The sequence below is a fragment of the Asticcacaulis endophyticus genome (assembly GCF_014652575.1).
GTDB lineage: Bacteria > Pseudomonadota > Alphaproteobacteria > Caulobacterales > Caulobacteraceae > Asticcacaulis > Asticcacaulis endophyticus.
Genome location: NZ_BMZB01000001.1, coordinates 722464 through 739338 on the forward strand (window position 1 = coordinate 722464; position 16875 = coordinate 739338).

The window sequence follows — 16875 nt, forward strand, 5'->3', positions numbered from 1 at the left end:
GGGGTTAATCTGTCCTGAAAACACATGGCTTCTCAAGCCGTATAAAGTTACAGGAAACGCCTATGCGCACCGGTGTGACGCTTGAGGATAAATACAGGCTGAGTGGCGGGCCAGCCTATATGACCGGCGTGCAGGCGTTGGTGAAGCTGCCGTTGATGATTGCCGCCCTCGACCGCCTGAACGGGCTCAATACCGGCGGCTTTATCTCCGGCTATCGCGGCTCACCGCTCGGCACCTACGACCTGCAACTTGAACAGGCCAAAGCCTATTTAGACGCCGCCGATATCGTCGTTCAGCCCGCCGTCAACGAAGACCTGGGGGCGGCGGCCGTGTGGGGATCGCAGCATGTGCCGCTATTTTCAGGCGCCAAAAAAGACGGTGTATTTGGTCTGTGGTACGCCAAAAGCCCCGGCGTTGACCGCTCAGGCGACGCGCTCAAACACGCCAATATGGCCGGCACGTCGCGCTATGGCGGCGTGGTCGCACTGGTTGGCGATGATCCGGCGTGTAAGTCGTCATCCCTGCCCAATCAAAGCGATCACGCCCTGATCGATGCCGAAATCCCGATCATAGCCCCGTCCAGCGTCGAGGAAATCCTCGACTTTGGTCTGCGGGCGCTTGAGATGTCGCGCTTTGCCGGCTGCTGGGTGGCGCTGAAAACCGTCTCCGACCTGATGGATGGGGGTGCCAGCATCACCCTCCCATCGCTTGAAGGCACACCTAATTTGCCTGACATAGACCTGCCGCCGGAGGGGCTGCATATCCGTGTGCCTGACCCGCCGCAGGCCAAGGAGTTCCGCCACCGCCATTTCAGGTTACCCGCCGCAGTGGCCTTTGGTCATTTGAATGGCTTAGACCGGATCGCGCTCAATGCGCCGCGCGCGCGGCTTGGGATTGTGGCGTCGGGCAAGGTGTTCCATCAGGTCATGGAGGCCCTGACCCTGCTGGGTCTGAATGCTGCCGCCTGCCGCGACGTCGGTTTGCGGGTATGGAAGGTCGGTATGGTCTGGCCGCTGGATGCGCAGGCCGCCACCACCTTTGCCCGTGGGCTGGAAACCGTGCTGGTCATCGAAGAGCGCCGCGACGTTATTGAGAGCCAGCTAAGAAACGCGCTCTACCCCCTGCCCAACCACCCCCGCATCCTCGGCAAAAAGGACGCTGATGGCCACCCGTTGGTATCCGAGGTTCTGGAGCTGGAAACGGTTGAGGTCGCACTGGCCATCGCCCATATCATGCCTGATGGCGCGGTCGCACCGGAGCGGCTTCGCAGGCTAACGGCCCGTCACCACAGCCGTGAGCAGACGGTGCCGATCCATGCCCGTAAGCCCTATTTCTGCGCCGGTTGTCCCCATTCGCGCTCGACCATGCTGCCCGAAGGGTCGCGCGCTCTGGCAGGGATTGGCTGTCACTATATGGCGACCTTCCTGCCGCGCCGGTCGGAGCTTTATACCCATATGGGGGCTGAGGGCATCACCTGGATGGGTCAGGCCCCGTTCACCGATGAAGCCCATGTCTTTGCTAATCTGGGCGACGGCACCTATTTCCATTCCGGGATACTGGCCCTGCGTCAGGCGGCCGCCGCGAACTTAAATATTACCTACAAAATCCTCTATAATGATGCGGTCGCCATGACCGGCGGGCAGGCCGTCGATGGCTATCTGACACCCGCCCTATTAGCCGCGCAGGTGGCGGCGGAAGGGGTGAAGTGCATCGTTTTTGTCTCGCCGGAACCCGACCGCTGGCGCCATGATCCGGCCCTGCCTGCGGGCGTGACTTTCCGGCACCGCGATGACCTGGAGGCCGTGCAGACCGAACTGCGCGCCACCAAGGGCGTGACGGTGCTGCTCTATGATCAGGCCTGCGCCACCGAAATGCGCCGCCGCCGCAAGCGCGGTCACGCCCCGGCCTTGACGCAGCGAGTGTTTATCAATGAGCGCGTGTGCGAAGGCTGCGGCGATTGCTCAGTCAAATCGGCCTGCATCGCGGTCGCCCCCAAAGACACCGAGTTTGGCATCAAGCGTGAGATCGATCAATCGGCCTGCAATGTCGATACCTCATGCCTGAACGGCTTTTGCCCCAGCTTTGTGACCCTTGAGGGGGCGCAGGTGAAGCGGGCGCCCGCCGACGCCATGACCGGCATTATTTCTGATTTACCGGAAGTGATGCCGCCTGCTTTGACCTCTACCTTCAACCTGCTGATCACCGGCATTGGCGGGCTGGGGGTGACCTCACTGGGTGCCATTCTAGGCATGGCCGCCCATATTGACGGGTTGCAAGTCACGGCCGTTGATCAGCAAGGTCTGGCCCAACGGGGCGGCGGGGTCGATTCCCACCTGCGCCTCAGCCTGCAAGGGGCAATCCCCAATGGCCCGCGTATACCGCTGGGTCAGGCTGATGTCGTCATCGCCGCCGACATGGTGCAGGCTCACGCCAAATCGACCCTGCCCCTGATGAATCCCGATAAGACGGTGGTGGCGCTGAACGCTGACCTGACTTCGACGGCGGATTTTACGGTCGATACCCGCACGCGTTTTGACCGCAACGGCATGACGCGCCGGGTCAGGCTGGCCAGCAAAACCCTGACCGAAATCACAGCTACCGGACTGGCGCGGCGGTATTTGGGCGATGCGGTCTATGTCAATATGATCCTGCTGGGGGCCGTCTGGCAGGCCGGTCTGATCCCCCTGTCACGCGCCGCCATTACGCAGGCGATCCGGCTGAACGGGGCGGATGTCGAGGCTAATTTACGTGCCTTTGCTCTGGGGCGGGCACATGCCGCTGGACGGGTCACCGAGGCCGCGCCCCCGTCGCCCGCCTTTGATCTTGAGGCCTTTGTGGCCCGCCGCGTCGTGGATCTGACCGCCTATCAAAACGCCGCCTATGCTGAGGATTATCTGACGCTGGTGGATCGCGCCAAGGCCACCGGCCATGCTGGTTTCACTGAGGCCGTGGCGCGTAATTTCTATAAGCTCAAGGCCTATAAGGACGAATACGAAGTCGCCCGCCTGCATACCGATCCGCAGATGACGGCCCTGCGCGACGCCCAGTTTGAGGGCGTCACCAAGGTCAGTGTCTGGCTGGCTCCGCCGCTGTGGGCGCGCAAAGACCCGACGACTGGTGTGCCGAAAAAAAGGCGTTTCGGGCCGTGGATATTCAGCGCCTTTGCCGTGCTTAAGCGCTTCAAAGCTTTACGCGGCACGCCATTTGATCCGTTCGGCGCGACACAAGAGCGGCGTCTGGAGCGCCAGATGATCGACGATTACCGTGTACTGATCACCCGGCTTTGCGCCGTCTTTACGCCTGCCAGGGCCGACACTTGTGTGGCGCTGGCCCGCCTGCCCGAAGAGGTCAGGGGCTTTGGTCACATCAAGCTTAAATCCATTCAGGACATGCAGTCTCAGCGTGACGCCCTGATGGCGCGCCTGTCCCGTCCGGTTGCCAAGACCGAAATATCTAACCTTAAGGAAGTCCACCATGTTTGATCATCCCGATTTCGACCACCACGAAAAGATCCTTGAGGTCGATGATCCGGATACCGGCCTTAAGGCGATTATCGCCATCCATTCGACCGCCATGGGGCCCGCGGCTGGCGGGTGCCGGTTGTGGACCTATGACAGCTTTGGCGATGCCCGCCGTGATGCGCTGCGGCTGTCGCGCGGCATGAGCTATAAGAACGCCATGGCCGATCTGCCGCTGGGCGGGGGTAAGGCGGTTATTGTGGGGCCGGTGCATTCTGAGAATCGCGCCGCCCTGTTTCGCGCCTTTGGTCGGGCGGTCGATAGTCTGGGCGGGCAATATATCACCGCCGAAGATGTCGGGGTCGGGGTGGCCGATATGAAGATGGTCGCGACCGAGACGCGTTTTGTGTCGGGGCTGGCGACCGGTGCCGGTGGGGTCGGGGGTGATCCGTCGCCCTTTACCGCCCGCGGGGTGCGCGTCGGCATCGAAGCGGCGGTGCGCACTCGTTTGGGCCGCGACAACCTAAATGGGGTGCGCGTGGCGGTGCAGGGGCTGGGCGGCGTCGGCGGCCACCTGTGTCAGGAACTGCATGAGCGCGGGGCGCGCCTGATCGTGGCCGATATCAACCCGGATCGCGTGGCCCTGATGCAGTCGCGTTATCAGGCCGATATCACAAGCGTTGACAGCATATTGGTGCAGGACGCCGATGTCATCGCCCCCTGCGCTTTGGGCGGGGCGATTACCGAAGACGTGGCTGCCCGTTTGAAAGCGCCGATTGTCGCGGGCGGTGCCAACAACCAGCTTTTGACACCGAAAGCCGGTGAGATTCTGGCCGATCGCGATATTCTGTACGCGCCGGACTATGTCATTAATGGCGGCGGCATCATCATGGTCAGCGGCGAATATCTGGGCGGCCAGACCCTTGCGACGGTGCGGGCTCAGGTTGATGCCATCGGGCCACGTCTGGAGGGTATCTTTGCGGCGGCGAAGCGCGATGGACGCATGACCCAGGACGTTGCCGACACTCTGGCGCGCGCCAGGCTGATGGCGGCGCGGCAAATAAAGACACGCATCACCGAAACCGTGTAAAACGGTCGCATGACCTTAGACCTGATTATTCGCCGGGTGGATGACGTGGGCCGGATCACGCTGAACCGGCCCAAAGCCCTGCATGCCCTGACCCTTGCGATGGTTGAAGCGATGGCGCAAGCCTTAAGCGGCTGGCGCGATGATCCGTCTGTGGCGCGTATCCTGATCGACCATGCCGAGGGCACGCGCGGGTTTTGTGCCGGGGGTGATATTCGCGCTCTGGCCGATAGCGTGGGTGGCGATGGCAAGCTGATGGAAGCGTTTTTTACTGCCGAATACCGGCTGAACGTGCTGATCCATAACTACCCCAAGCCGGTCATCGCCCTGATGGACGGCATTGTCATGGGCGGTGGCGTCGGGATTTCGGTCCATGGCGCGCACCGGATCGCGACCGAAAACACCGTCTTTGCCATGCCGGAAACGGCCATCGGTCTGTTTACCGATGTGGGCGCAGGCTGGTTTTTACCGAGATTATCAGGGTATCTGGGCACATGGCTGGCGCTGACCGGGGCGCGGTTGAAGGGGGCGGATGTGGTTGCTGCTGGTATTGCTACCCACTATGTGGCCGATGCGGCAGAGTTTAAGTCGGGGCTTTTGAATGGCAGTGACGTCTTGCTCAAATCCCATTTGGCTGAACCCGCCTACGCGCCGCATATGGCCGAGATCAACCGCGCATTCGCCGGTGATACCGTGCCGGAGATTATCACAGCCCTTGAGGCCGGTAGTGACTGGGGACGAGCACAGGCGCAGATACTCAAAACCCGCTGTCCGGTATCCATGACGGTGACCCTGAAACACCTGCGGATGGGCCGCGCCATGACCCGCTTTGAAGACGTGATGATACAGGAATACCGGCTGGCGCGCCGCCTGACCCGCAGGGCTGATTTCGCTGAGGGCGTGCGCGCTGTGGTGGTCGACCGGGACCAAAATCCGCGCTGGTCGCCTGCGCACGCGGACGACGTCGATAACGCGCTGATCACGGAACTCTTCACACCTCTGTCACCTGAGTTGTTCTAAGTCGATAATACACTTAAGTTGGTAGGCTTAGTTATAACGGAGGCCTGCCGTATGATAACCGAACAGACCGCTATCGTTCTTGGCCCCGGTGAGGGCCGTCGCTACCCGCTGGGCCGCATGACCAGCATCTTTAAATCGGATGGTGAAGAAACTTCCGGCCGCTATTCGATCTCGGAATGGTGGCTTGAGCCCTATACCCGCGGGCCGGGCAAGCACGTCCATAGCGACAACGAAGACATCTTTTATGTCATCGAAGGCCGCGTCGCCTTTCTGGTTGGGGATCAGTGGATTGATGCCGCCAAAGGGTCGTTCGTGCGTGTGCCCGCCGGTGTGATCCACGATTTTGAAAACCAGTCGCCGGACCGTGCCGGTGTGCTCAATATCTATATTCCCGGCGGTTTTGAGGATGATATGCCGGGGATTGTTGACTGGTTTCAGAAAAATCCGGTCGATTAAGCGCACAAAAAACCCCGGACTTTCGACCGGGGTTTTTAACTTGATTACATCGGCCCGCCACCACCGGGGCCACCGCCCCAGTTGCCGCGCGGCCCACGAGGGCCCTGGGGCATATCCTCTTGCGGCTGGGTGCCGCGCACCTCACCAAAGACATAACGCAGGGTCAGATAGGCCACTTGCCCCTGTTGCTTACGCTCGCGGATACCTTCCTGCGTATCGCTGCGGGTATAGGTCTTGGTATTGGCCGATTCAAAGATATCGGTCACGTTCAGAGACAGAAACAGCTTGTTGCTGAAACGGTGCGAATAGTTGACATTGGCCGTGGCGAACGGATCGGTATAGCTTTCGCGATCGATGCGCTTACCCTGCACATTGATGTTCACGCCCACGGTGTCCTTGGCCGTCATCTTGTAGTCGGCATTTATCCGTCCACTGACGTTAGTGCCGGTGCGCTCATAAGGCATCAGGTTACGATCATAGGACTGCACCTCGAAATAGGTGACCGTGCTAGAGGCCCGCATGCGCAGTTTTTCCGTCAGCCTGCCATCAAATGACATTTCAAGGCCGCCGGACTGCTGCTCACCCAGATTGGCGCGGGTGCGCAGCAGTACCGTATCAGAGATATAGTAGCTAACCGGCGCAATAACCTTTGAGTCCTTGCTGTAGAAAGCTTCGACATTATAGCTGTAGCCGCTTTTTTGGTATTCGTAACGGACGCTGAACTTATCGGTTTCCTGCGGTTTCAGGTCGGCATTACCCGCAGAGGCGTATTGATCACTATAATAGACAATGGTCGGGTCAAGTTCCATAGCGCCCGGACGGCGGATGCGGCGCGAATAGCCTACGCGCAAACGCTCCGCCTGCGACAATATATAGCTCAGGTTCACACTCGGCGTGACATTGGTGTAGTTGCTTTCGCCGCCTGTGCCGGTCTTGATCTCGACATCGGTGCGTTCAACCCGCAGGCCACTGCTGAGGCTCAGCTTATCCGTATAGGCCTTGCTGTAATTGACATAAAAGGCGCTGATGGTCTGCACGATATCCGTGATCGTGTCCTGATCCGGAATAAGCGAGGTGCCGCCGGTGCGCTGATTTAAGGTGCGGCTGTAGCTTTTCTGGTTCTGGATATCGAAACCGGTCGAGGCGTCCCCGCCCCATAGCCCGTGGGTATAGTCACCGCTCAGGTTCAACAGCTTTTCTTTGGTGTCGCGGTTACTGCGGTCACTGCTGTCGGTGCGTGCGGGCACGGCATAGCTATAGAGGGTCGAGTTTTCGCTCTGGCTGTCGCCGGTATTTTCCGAATAGCGCAGATTGAACTTTAAGGTCTCGCCTTCGGTATCGCCTCTGTGGTCAAACCGCAGCGTACCTTCAACCGTTTCATTGTTGTTTTCACCGCGGCTGATGCGGTTATAATCCTGCGTCAGGACGGCGTTCACATCATAGATCAGGCTGTGGCTCAGGCCGGTGTTGCTGCCTTCACGGCGCTGATAGCTGACATTACCAGCCAGGGTGTCATTGTCGTTGATCTGATAGTTCAGCCCGCCGTTAACCGACATCATATCGCTTAAGCGCGGGTTATAGCTTTCCGTGACCGCACGGGTCGTCTCACCGGTCAGGGCATTGATGCGCTTTCGGTCATCGGTCGATTCATTGGGGCGGCCATCGTGACGAATATTGACGCTGCCGTTCAGGATCAGCTTGGGCGTGATCTGACGGCTGGCCGAGAAATTGGCGTTGTAACGGTCATCCGTGCCTTTGCCGAGCGTAAGGGTCGGTTTTTGCTGCACAAAACGGCCGCGCTTCATGACGATATTGATGATCCCGCCGGAACCTTCGGACGAAAACTGCGCGCCCGGATTGTTCATGACTTCGATAGAATCGATGTCTTCCGACGCCAGGGATTGCAGGGTGGCTGCGCGGTTCTCGCCCTGCAAGGCCGTGGACGGCTTGCCATCAACCAGAATCGTCACACCCGATCCGCGCAGAGTGACATTGCCTTCCGGATCAACGGCCACGCCCGGCACCTTATTGAGAGTATCGGCGGCCACGCTGACCGGGGTTTCGGCGTCGGTCTTGGGGTCATACACCTGACGGTCGGCGCGGTTTTGCGGGCGCTCGGCAGCCACGGTCACGGTCGTGGTCGGGCCTTCCTGCGCTTCGGCCTCAACCGGCGTGGTCTTGAGCGGTTCATCAGGTTTCTTTTCGGTCGCAGGCGGCTGGGCCTGAGCCGGGGCTGTCGTCTGAACGGGCGTTTGGGCCGGTGTCGGTGCTGTTTGTGCCCACACAGGCGCGGCTAACACCAGCGCCGCCAGAGTGCTGAGCGCCGTGCCGTTCCTCAAAGCACGAAACCGCGAACCAGACAGGAGTAGATTATTATTTTTCATTATTAGGTCTTCTTCGGAAGAGTGGCATTTGTCGGATTATACGCAAGGCCTGTTAAATTTCCGTCGGATATATGGCAAGGAGTCTTGCGACCAAAAGATGTTCAGCCCGGATTGCCATAGCGCAGATGCAAAAATGACGCACTTTATGTCAGGGATGTATGAATCTTTTCTTTAGTGAAAATATATGCGCGAAACCTTTACACTTTTACGGGGATCGCTGCCTGTGTATGATCTGAATTGATTGTTTAAGACCAATAATAACACAGCGGGAGAAAACCATGCGATCTTTATATCTGGCCGTGGGGCTGATGTGTGCGGTTGCACCCGCCGTGATGGCGCAGGCTACGGCTGAGGCCCCTAAACCGCTCTATCGCGATCCGGTGTTTGACGGGGCGGCGGATGCGTCGATTGTCTATGACACCCCAAATGCGCAATGGAAGATGTTCTACACCAACCGGCGGGCGTCGCTGAAATTCCCGGACCCAAAGGATGTGCGCTGGGTGCATGGCACGCCGATTGGTATTGCGACCTCGACCGATGGTCTGACGTGGCGTTATGGCGGGCAGGCGGCGATTCCGCAAAGCTGCACCGGTGAGACCCTGTGGGCGCCGGAAGTGTTTAAGGACGGCGACACCTGGCATATGTGGCTGACGGTTGTGCCGGGCGTGTTTGCCAACTGGAACCATCCGCGCCAGATTGTGCATCTGACCAGCTCTGATCTAAAAACCTGGGACTGCGGCGAAACGCTCGATCTGGGCGATAAGGTGATCGACGCCAGCGTCATCAAAATCGGTGACAGTTACCGCATGTGGTTCAAGGATGAGCGTAAGGGTTCACGCCTGTTGGCCGCTGATTCCAAAGACCTCAAGACCTGGGTGCGGAATGACACGCCGGTGGTTGATATCGCTGCCGAAGGGCCAAAGGTGTTTCGTTTCAAAGGGCACTACTGGATGGTGGCCGATGCGTGGAAAGGCCTGATTGCCTTAAGCTCTGATGATGCGACCGACTGGACGCTGCAACCGGATCGCCTGCTGGAGCAGCCGGGCACGCAGCCTACCGACACCAACAAGGGCCAGCACCCTGATATTGTCGTAGGTACCGGCAAGGACGGGGTTGAGCGGGCCTTTATCTATTACTTCGTCCATCAGCATAGTGAACCACAGGCCAAAACCGATCCGTACTGGAACCAGCGCACGGTCATTCAGGTCGCCGAAGTGAAATATGCGGACGGCAAGCTGACCGTGGATCGTAACGCCGCGGTGGACGCTCGGCTTTATCCGCCGAAATAGGGTTGATCCGCGGGCTTTGGGGGCTATGCTAACAGACCTCCCCAATGATTTGCGAGCTATCCTATGTCTAACCTGTTCGACCTGACCGGCAAACGCGCCCTGATTACCGGGGCCAATCGCGGACTGGGACAGGCGATGGCAGTCGCTCTGGCCGAAGCAGGGGCCGATATTGCCGCTGTCGGTAATAACACGCCGGATGAAACCAAGGCCAAGGTCGAAGCTTTGGGCCGCAAGTTTGTGTTCATCAAGGCCGACCTGACCTCGACCGCACCCATCCCTGAGATCGTGGACACAACGATTTCGGCCCTGGGCGGGATCGACATCCTGATCAACAATTCCGGCATTATCCGCCGCGCCGACAGCGTTGACTTCACCGAGGAAGACTGGGACGCGGTGATGAACGTCAATATCAAATCCGCATTCTTTATGTGTCAGGCCGTGGGCCGCCACATGATCGCGCAAGGGTCAGGCAAGATCATCAATATCGCCTCCATGCTGTCGTTTCAGGGCGGCATCCGCGTCCCGCCCTATACGGCCTCGAAATCGGGCATTGCGGGCATTACCAAGCTGCTGGCCAATGAATGGGCCTCTAAGGGCCTCAATATTAACGCCATAGCCCCCGGCTATTTTGCCACCGACGTGACCTCTCAGCTACAGGCCGACGCCGAACGCAACAAGGCGATCCTTGACCGTATCCCCGCCGCGCGCTGGGGCGAGCCTGACGATCTGAAAGGGGCAGCAGTGTTCCTGTCGTCCAAGGCGTCGGACTATGTCAACGGCGCGATCATCCCGGTGGATGGCGGCTGGCTGGCGCGATAACTAGGCCCATGCTAAACTCTCAGCATGAGTGTTGCCTTTACCAAAGACGAAGATCACGAAGCCGCTGCCGCCAATCTGCCGGATCGGCCGATCTCGCCCCATCCTAATCTGGTCACGCCGCAGGGCCTGAGCCAACTTGAAGCCGCCTTTGCTGAGGCCAAGGCCGCCTATGGGGCCGCGCAGGCATCGGGCAGCATCAACGAAGACCGCACCGCTATGGCACGGGCGACGCGCGATCTGCGTTATTATACGGCGCGTTTAGGCTCGGCCCAGCGCATCGCGCCGGTCAGTCATCCCGAAACGGTCGTATTTGGCTGCACGGTCACGATTGAACGCGACGATGGCCGCACCCAGACTTTTCGCATTGTCGGTGAGGATGAGGCCGATCCGGCTAAGGGCAGCATTTCCTATGTCTCACCGCTGGCCCGCGCCCTTTTGGGTAAATCCGTGGGTGATGAGGCACAGGCGGCAGGGTCCGAGATCGAAATCACTTCTATCCGTTAATTACGGCACAATCGTCACAAACAGGTAGGTCGCGAAGATCACCAGATGGGTTATCCCTTGCAGGATTGTGGTGCGTCCGGTGCCGAGCGAAAAGATCGAGACGATAAACGACAGCAACAATAATATCATCGACTTTGGATCAAGCCCCAACGCCAGCGGCCAGTCCATGACCACGGACAAAACCGCCACGGTCGGAATGGTCAGGCCGATGGTGGCGAGCGCCGACCCCAGCGCCAGATTGAGGCTGGTTTGAATACGGTTGCGGCGGGCAGCTTTGACGGCTGCCAGACTTTCCGGGGCCAGCACCAGACCGGCAATCAGCACCCCGACGAACGCCAGCGGCAGACCGGCGGCCCCGACGGCGGCTTCGATATGGGGCGACAGGCTTTTGGCCAGCAGAACCACCCCGACCAGGGCGACAATCAGGGCACCGACCGCGATCCATGATTGCAGATGGGTGGGCGGTTCGGCATGGACATCCTGCGGCAGATCGCCATCACCGGCCGGCAGGAAATAATCTCGGTGCCGGACCGTCTGCACTAGCACAAAGGTACCATAAAGGATCAGCGATACCACGGCCACAAAGATAAGCTGCGGCGGGGAATAGAATGAGCCGGGTGCGGACGATGTAAAGTTCGGCAGGATCAGCGACAAAGACGCCATCGCCGCCAGCACGCAAAAGGCCGAACTGACGCCGCGTAGCACAAATTTCTGCTCATGGTGGCGTGCGCCCCCGACCAGCAGACATAAGCCCACAATCCCGTTCATGATGATCATCACCGCGGCAAAGACCGTGTCGCGCGCCAGCGTGGCCTTTTCGCCCGGATCGGACATCATCAGCGACACAATAAGGGCGACTTCGATAATGGTGACCGCAATGGCCAGCACCAGAGTCCCGAACGGTTCACCGACCTTATGGGCGACAACCTCGGCATGGTGAACGGCGGCCAGCACGCAGCCCATCATGATGATAGCGGCGACAATAACCCCGAAAAGCCCCAGATAGGCGGCGTGGAGCGCTATGGCGAGCAAACCGGCCACGGGAACCACCAGACTCCAGATCGGCAGCACCGGCACGTCCTTAGTTTGGGTCGTCTTGGCGGTGTTGGGATTGCCGGATTGGGCCATGCTTAGTCCTTAAAAATATCGTTTAGCGCGCCCCCATAGAATTAATCCCCTATCCAGCCGGTCATGTCCACCTCAAGGGATTGATTTATTTCGATTTCAGGTCAATTTTTTATGACGGCAGCCAACCGTTAAAGACACGGCACTGTCCCCAGACGATCCTCAGCCCAGATTTGGGCTTGAGTTTCAGGGGCGACATTGCCGCCCGACAGGATCACCAGAACCGTCTGCGGCGTCGTTTGGGCGCGCAGATATGCCACCACACCGGCCATACAGCCGGCCGAGGTCGGCTCAATAGTCAGTTTCAGCAGATGGGTCAGCCACTGGGTCCAGTAGATGATATCGTCTTCTGAGACCTCAAGCACCCCGGCGGTCTGTTTCAGAAAGGCCAATGTCCGTTCACTGACATATAGGGTGCGCACACCATCAGCGATGGTATCCGGTGCTTGCTCCCATTTGAAAATCTTCCCGTCGCGCAAAGTGCGGGCGGCGTCATTGGCATTGAGCGGTTCAACCCCGAAAACCTTGGTCTCGGGGGATGTAGCCTGCGCGGCCAGCCAGGTACCGGACACCAGCCCACCGCCACCGCAGGGTGCGAATACCGCACTAAATGCGGGACCATCCTGAAACGCTTCCAAGGCGGCTGTACCCTGACCGGCCATGACGCGGTCGTCGTCATAGGGATGGATGAACACCGCCCCTTGATCGATGACGGCCTGCACCGCGCTTTCGGCTTCCTGCCGGGTTTTGGTGACCACAACCTCGGCCCCGTGCGCGCGTGTGGCAGCAACTTTAAGCGATGAGGCGGTTTGCGGAATAAAAATGGTCGCTTTCAAGCCCAGAATTTTGGCGCCGTAAGCCACGGCCTGAGCGTGATTGCCCGACGAAAAACAGGTCACCCGCTCCGGCATTGCACCCTGTTCTTTGAGGGTCAGCAGGGTATTCATCGCCCCGCGCACCTTAAAAGCGCCAATTTTTTGCAGATTCTCGCACTTAAAGACAATGCGGTGACCCAGCATGGCGTTGAGCGTGCCTGACTCCATCAGCGGCGTGCGATGAACAAAGCCGGCGATGCGGCTCTGGGCGGCAATGATATGATCAGGTGTATTCATGTGGCTGTCTTAGACCGGTTTGTCAGCGCCGTCAGATCATCTTTGGTATCAATATCCTGCACTATCGCCTCAGTGCCAACCTCAAGACGTGCCACGCGGTAACGACCGCCGGTGATCAGGCCGCGCGCCCCTGTGTCGCCGGACAATGCGCGCAGGTCATCGAAGCAGGTGGCGGCAAACAACACCGGATGGCCATCGCGCCCGTCATGCGTCGGCACTACAATATCATGGCCGGGCAAGCGGTCGGCCAGTTGCACATAAACCGTCTGCGGGATCAGAGGCATATCGCCGAGCACCACAAACACCCCGTCGCATGGGGCAAGCGATGCCACCCCTAACGCCAGCGATCCACCCATGCCCGCATCGGCATCGGGATTGATCACCACTTTTACGCCTTCGGGCACAGGCGTAGGGGCGCGGGTGACGACTATACGCTGCGCCAGTCCCTCGGTGGCGACAATGGCGGCGTCAAGCACGGTGCGGTCAGCTAATCGCGCCTGTAGCTTATCCTCAGTTCCAAATCGCCGTGACGCCCCGGCGGCCAGTATGATCGCGGCCAGCGTCATGATTTGCGCCAGTGTTCGATAATCTGCGCCATAATCGACAAAGCAATTTCCGGTGGCGTTTTGGCCCCGATATCCAGCCCGACCGGCCCGTGAATACGCCCTACATCACCCTGACCGCGCAAACTTTTCAGACGGGCTTGATGGGCGCGTTTGCTGCCCAAGGCCCCGATATAAAACGCCGGACTGTTCAGGGCGGCTTTGAGGATCAGTGGCTCAAACGCATGGTCATGAAACAGGGTGATTAGCGCGCTGTTGGCATCCAGCAGATCAGCGTCAAAATCGCCGTCACCGCGCAGAGGCCGCACATCAGGCAGGGCCTGTTCAATCATCGCATCAGGGCTGTAGATAACCGTTTCCATCTCCGCCATCACGGCCAGTTGCGCCAGCATAATGACGATTGGACCCTGACCCACAATCACGATCCGACCCGCAGGGCGATAGCGGCGCACAAATCCGCCCATCACCATCTGCGCGGGCTTACGGGCGGCGTGTGCGTCCACAATTCGGCGCACCTCATCATCGCTCAGAGTCACGGCAAAATGGATGTCCAGCCCGGCCCCACACGGCAGGGTAATGTCCTTAAAGCGCGACCCTTCGCCATAGCGCTCAATATAGTCCGAACCCTGATCAATAGCCATAATCGCATCATGAACCAGCGCGCTTTCCGCACAGCCGCCGGTGATCATGCCGACGTGGCGACCGTCTTCGCACACGGCCATCTGTGATCCGACCGGGCGCGGCGACCCGCCGGTGGTGGCGATCAGGGTCAGAAGAGCACAGCGCTGCCCCTCACCCCGCCAGCCGAGGTAGGTATCCAGCACATAGTCCTGATAGTGCGGATGAGCTATCTGCACTCAGGTCCGCGCCGCTTTCGCAATTGTTTCCGGCAGCAGTGGCAGCTTACGCACCCGCACGCCGGTGGCGGCAAATATGGCGTTGCATACCGCAGGGATAACCGGCGGCAGGGCGGGTTCGCCCAATCCCGTAGGTCCATTATCCGACAGCTCAAAATGCAGGTCGATATGCGGGGCCTGAGACATGCGGATCATAGGTATGTCCTGAAAATTGCTCTGAACCGCGCGGCCCTTATCGAAGGTAATCTCCGACATCATTTCACCGATCCCATCCATGACCGAGCCTTCGACCTGATTGGCGGCCCCTGTAGGATTGATGATGGTGCGGCCGACATCGCCGACCACCCACACCTTAAGCACCTTCCAGTTGCCATCATCATCGACCTTGACCTTGGCCACTTCGGCAAAATAGCCACGATGGCTGAAATAGGTCGCCACACCATAGCCGATGCCATTGCCGGATTTGGCCGCATCCCAGCCGCTGCGGGTACGCAAAGTCTCCAGCACGGCCTTAAGCCGTTTGGGCTCATAAGACGGGCCGCGCTCACCGTCTTTAACTGGGCGAGGCGACGCAATCGCCGCCTCCACGATCTCCTGACGCAGGGTAAACGGGTCTTTGTTCAACGCGCCCGCGATTTCATCTAGGAAGCATTCATGGACAAAACCCAGCGCGTTTGATGACGGCGCGCGCAGATATCCGGTGGGGATCAGGGTTTCGATCAGGTGCTGTTCAAGGACGTAGTTCGGGCTGATTAGCGGCACAAAATCGTGCGGCCCGATACCGGCCCCCTGCGCCACCTTGCCGTCGCGGGCAAAGGTGACGGCGCGGGCCTTATAGGCCGTGATCTTGCCGCCTTCAATGGCCGCCTCAAACCTATGGTAGTTGCCGGGGCGGAAATAGTCGTAGGCGACATCATCTTCACGCGTCCAGACCAGCTTGACCGGGACACCGGCCTTTTGGGCGATGGCCGCGGCTTCGACCATATAGTCGTTTTCAAGTCGGCGCCCAAAGCCGCCGCCGCAGCGGATCATGTGGATGGTGATCTTATCCTCAGATATGCCTAAAGCCTTGGCGACATGAGGTCGGCCCCACGCGGGGGCTTGGGTCGGTGCCCAGATTTCAACGCCGTCAGCCGTGACCTTGGCCGTGCAGTTTTGCGGCTCCATTGGGACGTGGGCGAGGAACGGGGCTTCGTACCAGGCCTCAATCTTTTTGGCGGCCTTGCTGAGGGCGGCATCGGTATCGCCGTTTGAGGCCACCGAAGCGCCTTTGGTCTTAGCCAGTTCTTTGGCTTTGGCGGCATAGGTTGCACTATCATGAGGGGAGCCTACGGCATCATCCCAGACAATCTCTAACTGATCGCGTGCGGCCTTGGCGTACCACCATTTGTCGGCGACGATCGCCACCCCGTCCTGCAGGCTGTGGAAATCGCCGGACCCTTGCAGGGTAAAGACATGGGTGACGCCTTTTAAGGCTTTGATGACATCGATATTGGCCGATTTCAGTTTCGCGCCGTAAACCGGCGGCTTGACGAAGACGGCATATTTCATGCCGGGGACGGCCACATCAATACCGAAGATCGGCTTGCCTTCGACGATGGCCGGACTGTCGTAACCGCCCTTGGATTTGCCGATGATGGTAAAGGCGCTGTCGGGTTTTAAGGTGACGCTGGCCGGATCGGGAAGCTTGAGTATAGCCGCCGCGGCCACCAGTTTGCCATACGGCACTTTTGTGCGTGAGGCTTTGTGGTGGACGACACCGGCTTCGATCGTCAGTTCGGCGGCAGGCTTTTTAAGAACCACTGCCGCCGCTTCGATCAGCACGGCTCGCGTGGCCGCACCCACCCGACGCATGGGTTCATAGTTCATGGGCGTGGACATCGACCCGCCCGCAAACTGCGCCCCAAAGCGTTTTTCGTCGGCAGGGGCGGTCTCAATGCGTACCTGTTCCCACGCCACATCCATCTCTTCGGCGATCAGCATGGGCAGCATGGTCTTAATGCCCTGACCGATTTCAGGGTTCTTGGCGCGGATGGTGACCACACCATCGGGCGCAATGGCGACATAATCGCCCAGTCGGGTGGCACCTTCGCTGGCCGCCACGGCATCAAAGCCGAACCCGACCACAAGTGCGCTACCGGTAGCCAAACCCGATGCCAGAAACAAACGGCGAGACGGTTTAAAAGAAGCATCATCCATAG

13 protein-coding genes are annotated in these 16875 nt (G+C 59.4%); 7 read left to right on the plus strand and 6 right to left on the minus strand.

Annotated features, from left to right (window positions below; translation table 11 throughout):
• The first annotated feature begins 41 nt into the window (after window positions 1-41).
• From IE102_RS03350 to IE102_RS03365, 4 genes are read left to right on the plus strand one after another with little or no spacing between them, the layout of a single operon-like run.
• Window positions 42-3482: an indolepyruvate ferredoxin oxidoreductase family protein gene (locus IE102_RS03350; protein WP_268247468.1), complete on the plus strand. Its 3441-nt coding sequence runs from the start codon at window positions 42-44 to the stop codon at window positions 3480-3482.
• Window positions 3475-4548: a Leu/Phe/Val dehydrogenase gene (locus IE102_RS03355; RefSeq protein WP_189484958.1), complete on the plus strand. Its 1074-nt coding sequence runs from the start codon at window positions 3475-3477 to the stop codon at window positions 4546-4548. Before IE102_RS03350 ends, IE102_RS03355 begins: the two co-directional genes overlap by 8 nt.
• Window positions 4549-4557: 9 nt before the next feature.
• Window positions 4558-5565 carry an enoyl-CoA hydratase/isomerase family protein gene (locus IE102_RS03360; protein ID WP_189484959.1) on the plus strand — a complete coding sequence of 336 codons (1008 nt, stop codon included), beginning with the start codon at window positions 4558-4560 and terminating at the stop codon, window positions 5563-5565.
• Between the two features lie 51 nt (window positions 5566-5616).
• On the plus strand, window positions 5617-6021 hold the full coding sequence (locus IE102_RS03365) for a cupin domain-containing protein (protein WP_189484960.1): 405 nt from the start codon (window positions 5617-5619) through the stop codon (window positions 6019-6021).
• A gap of 44 nt (window positions 6022-6065) precedes the next feature.
• Here the strand turns inward: IE102_RS03365 and IE102_RS03370 are convergent, their stop codons facing one another.
• Window positions 6066-8405 (minus strand): TonB-dependent receptor, encoded by a 2340-nt coding sequence (locus IE102_RS03370; RefSeq protein ID WP_189484961.1) that lies wholly within the window; start codon window positions 8403-8405, stop codon window positions 6066-6068.
• Window positions 8406-8683: 278 nt separating this feature from the next.
• On the opposite strand from IE102_RS03370, the gene IE102_RS03375 reads away from it, so the two are divergent.
• The 3 genes from IE102_RS03375 to greA all read left to right on the plus strand — a co-directional run bounded on the left by IE102_RS03375 (window position 8684) and on the right by greA (window position 11017).
• Window positions 8684-9694, plus strand: coding sequence for a glycoside hydrolase family protein (locus IE102_RS03375; protein WP_229807540.1), 1011 nt, complete (start codon window positions 8684-8686; stop codon window positions 9692-9694).
• A 63-nt stretch (window positions 9695-9757) separates the two neighbouring features.
• Entirely contained in the window at window positions 9758-10513 is a 756-nt protein-coding gene (gene kduD / locus IE102_RS03380) for a 2-dehydro-3-deoxy-D-gluconate 5-dehydrogenase KduD (RefSeq protein ID WP_189484962.1), read from the plus strand.
• A gap of 24 nt (window positions 10514-10537) precedes the next feature.
• On the plus strand, window positions 10538-11017 hold the full coding sequence (gene greA / locus IE102_RS03385) for a transcription elongation factor GreA (RefSeq protein WP_189484963.1): 480 nt from the start codon (window positions 10538-10540) through the stop codon (window positions 11015-11017).
• Here the strand turns inward: greA and IE102_RS03390 are convergent, their stop codons facing one another.
• The 5 genes from IE102_RS03390 to IE102_RS03410 all read right to left on the minus strand — a co-directional run bounded on the left by IE102_RS03390 (window position 11018) and on the right by IE102_RS03410 (window position 16873).
• Window positions 11018-12145: a calcium:cation antiporter gene (locus tag IE102_RS03390; RefSeq protein WP_189484964.1), complete on the minus strand. Its 1128-nt coding sequence runs from the start codon at window positions 12143-12145 to the stop codon at window positions 11018-11020.
• Between the two features lie 128 nt (window positions 12146-12273).
• On the minus strand, window positions 12274-13254 hold the full coding sequence (locus IE102_RS03395; RefSeq protein WP_189484965.1) for a serine/threonine dehydratase: 981 nt from the start codon (window positions 13252-13254) through the stop codon (window positions 12274-12276).
• A complete protein-coding gene (locus IE102_RS03400; protein WP_189484966.1) occupies window positions 13251-13820 on the minus strand; it encodes a nucleotidyltransferase family protein in 570 nt (189 codons plus the stop codon). The genes IE102_RS03395 and IE102_RS03400 overlap by 4 nt, the downstream gene beginning before the upstream one ends.
• A complete protein-coding gene (locus IE102_RS03405; protein ID WP_229807541.1) occupies window positions 13817-14674 on the minus strand; it encodes an XdhC family protein in 858 nt (285 codons plus the stop codon). Before IE102_RS03405 ends, IE102_RS03400 begins: the two co-directional genes overlap by 4 nt.
• On the minus strand, window positions 14675-16873 hold the full coding sequence (locus tag IE102_RS03410; RefSeq protein ID WP_189484967.1) for a xanthine dehydrogenase family protein molybdopterin-binding subunit: 2199 nt from the start codon (window positions 16871-16873) through the stop codon (window positions 14675-14677).
• Window positions 16874-16875 lie beyond the last annotated feature (2 nt).

Excerpts from the sequence above, each read along its gene's own strand:
- IE102_RS03370 (WP_189484961.1), bottom strand. The coding sequence starts at position 8,405 with ATGAAAAATAATAATCTACTCCTGTCTGGTTCGCGGTTTCGTGCTTTG.
- IE102_RS03395 (WP_189484965.1), bottom strand. The coding sequence starts at position 13,254 with ATGAATACACCTGATCATATCATTGCCGCCCAGAGCCGCATCGCCGGC.
- IE102_RS03365 (WP_189484960.1), top strand. The coding sequence starts at position 5,617 with ATGATAACCGAACAGACCGCTATCGTTCTTGGCCCCGGTGAGGGCCGT.
- IE102_RS03400 (WP_189484966.1), bottom strand. The coding sequence starts at position 13,820 with ATGACGCTGGCCGCGATCATACTGGCCGCCGGGGCGTCACGGCGATTT.
- IE102_RS03410 (WP_189484967.1), bottom strand. The coding sequence starts at position 16,873 with ATGGATGATGCTTCTTTTAAACCGTCTCGCCGTTTGTTTCTGGCATCG.
- IE102_RS03355 (WP_189484958.1), top strand. The coding sequence starts at position 3,475 with ATGTTTGATCATCCCGATTTCGACCACCACGAAAAGATCCTTGAGGTC.
- IE102_RS03375 (WP_229807540.1), top strand. The coding sequence starts at position 8,684 with ATGCGATCTTTATATCTGGCCGTGGGGCTGATGTGTGCGGTTGCACCC.
- IE102_RS03360 (WP_189484959.1), top strand. The coding sequence starts at position 4,558 with ATGACCTTAGACCTGATTATTCGCCGGGTGGATGACGTGGGCCGGATC.
- IE102_RS03390 (WP_189484964.1), bottom strand. The coding sequence starts at position 12,145 with ATGGCCCAATCCGGCAATCCCAACACCGCCAAGACGACCCAAACTAAG.
- kduD (WP_189484962.1), top strand. The coding sequence starts at position 9,758 with ATGTCTAACCTGTTCGACCTGACCGGCAAACGCGCCCTGATTACCGGG.
- greA (WP_189484963.1), top strand. The coding sequence starts at position 10,538 with ATGAGTGTTGCCTTTACCAAAGACGAAGATCACGAAGCCGCTGCCGCC.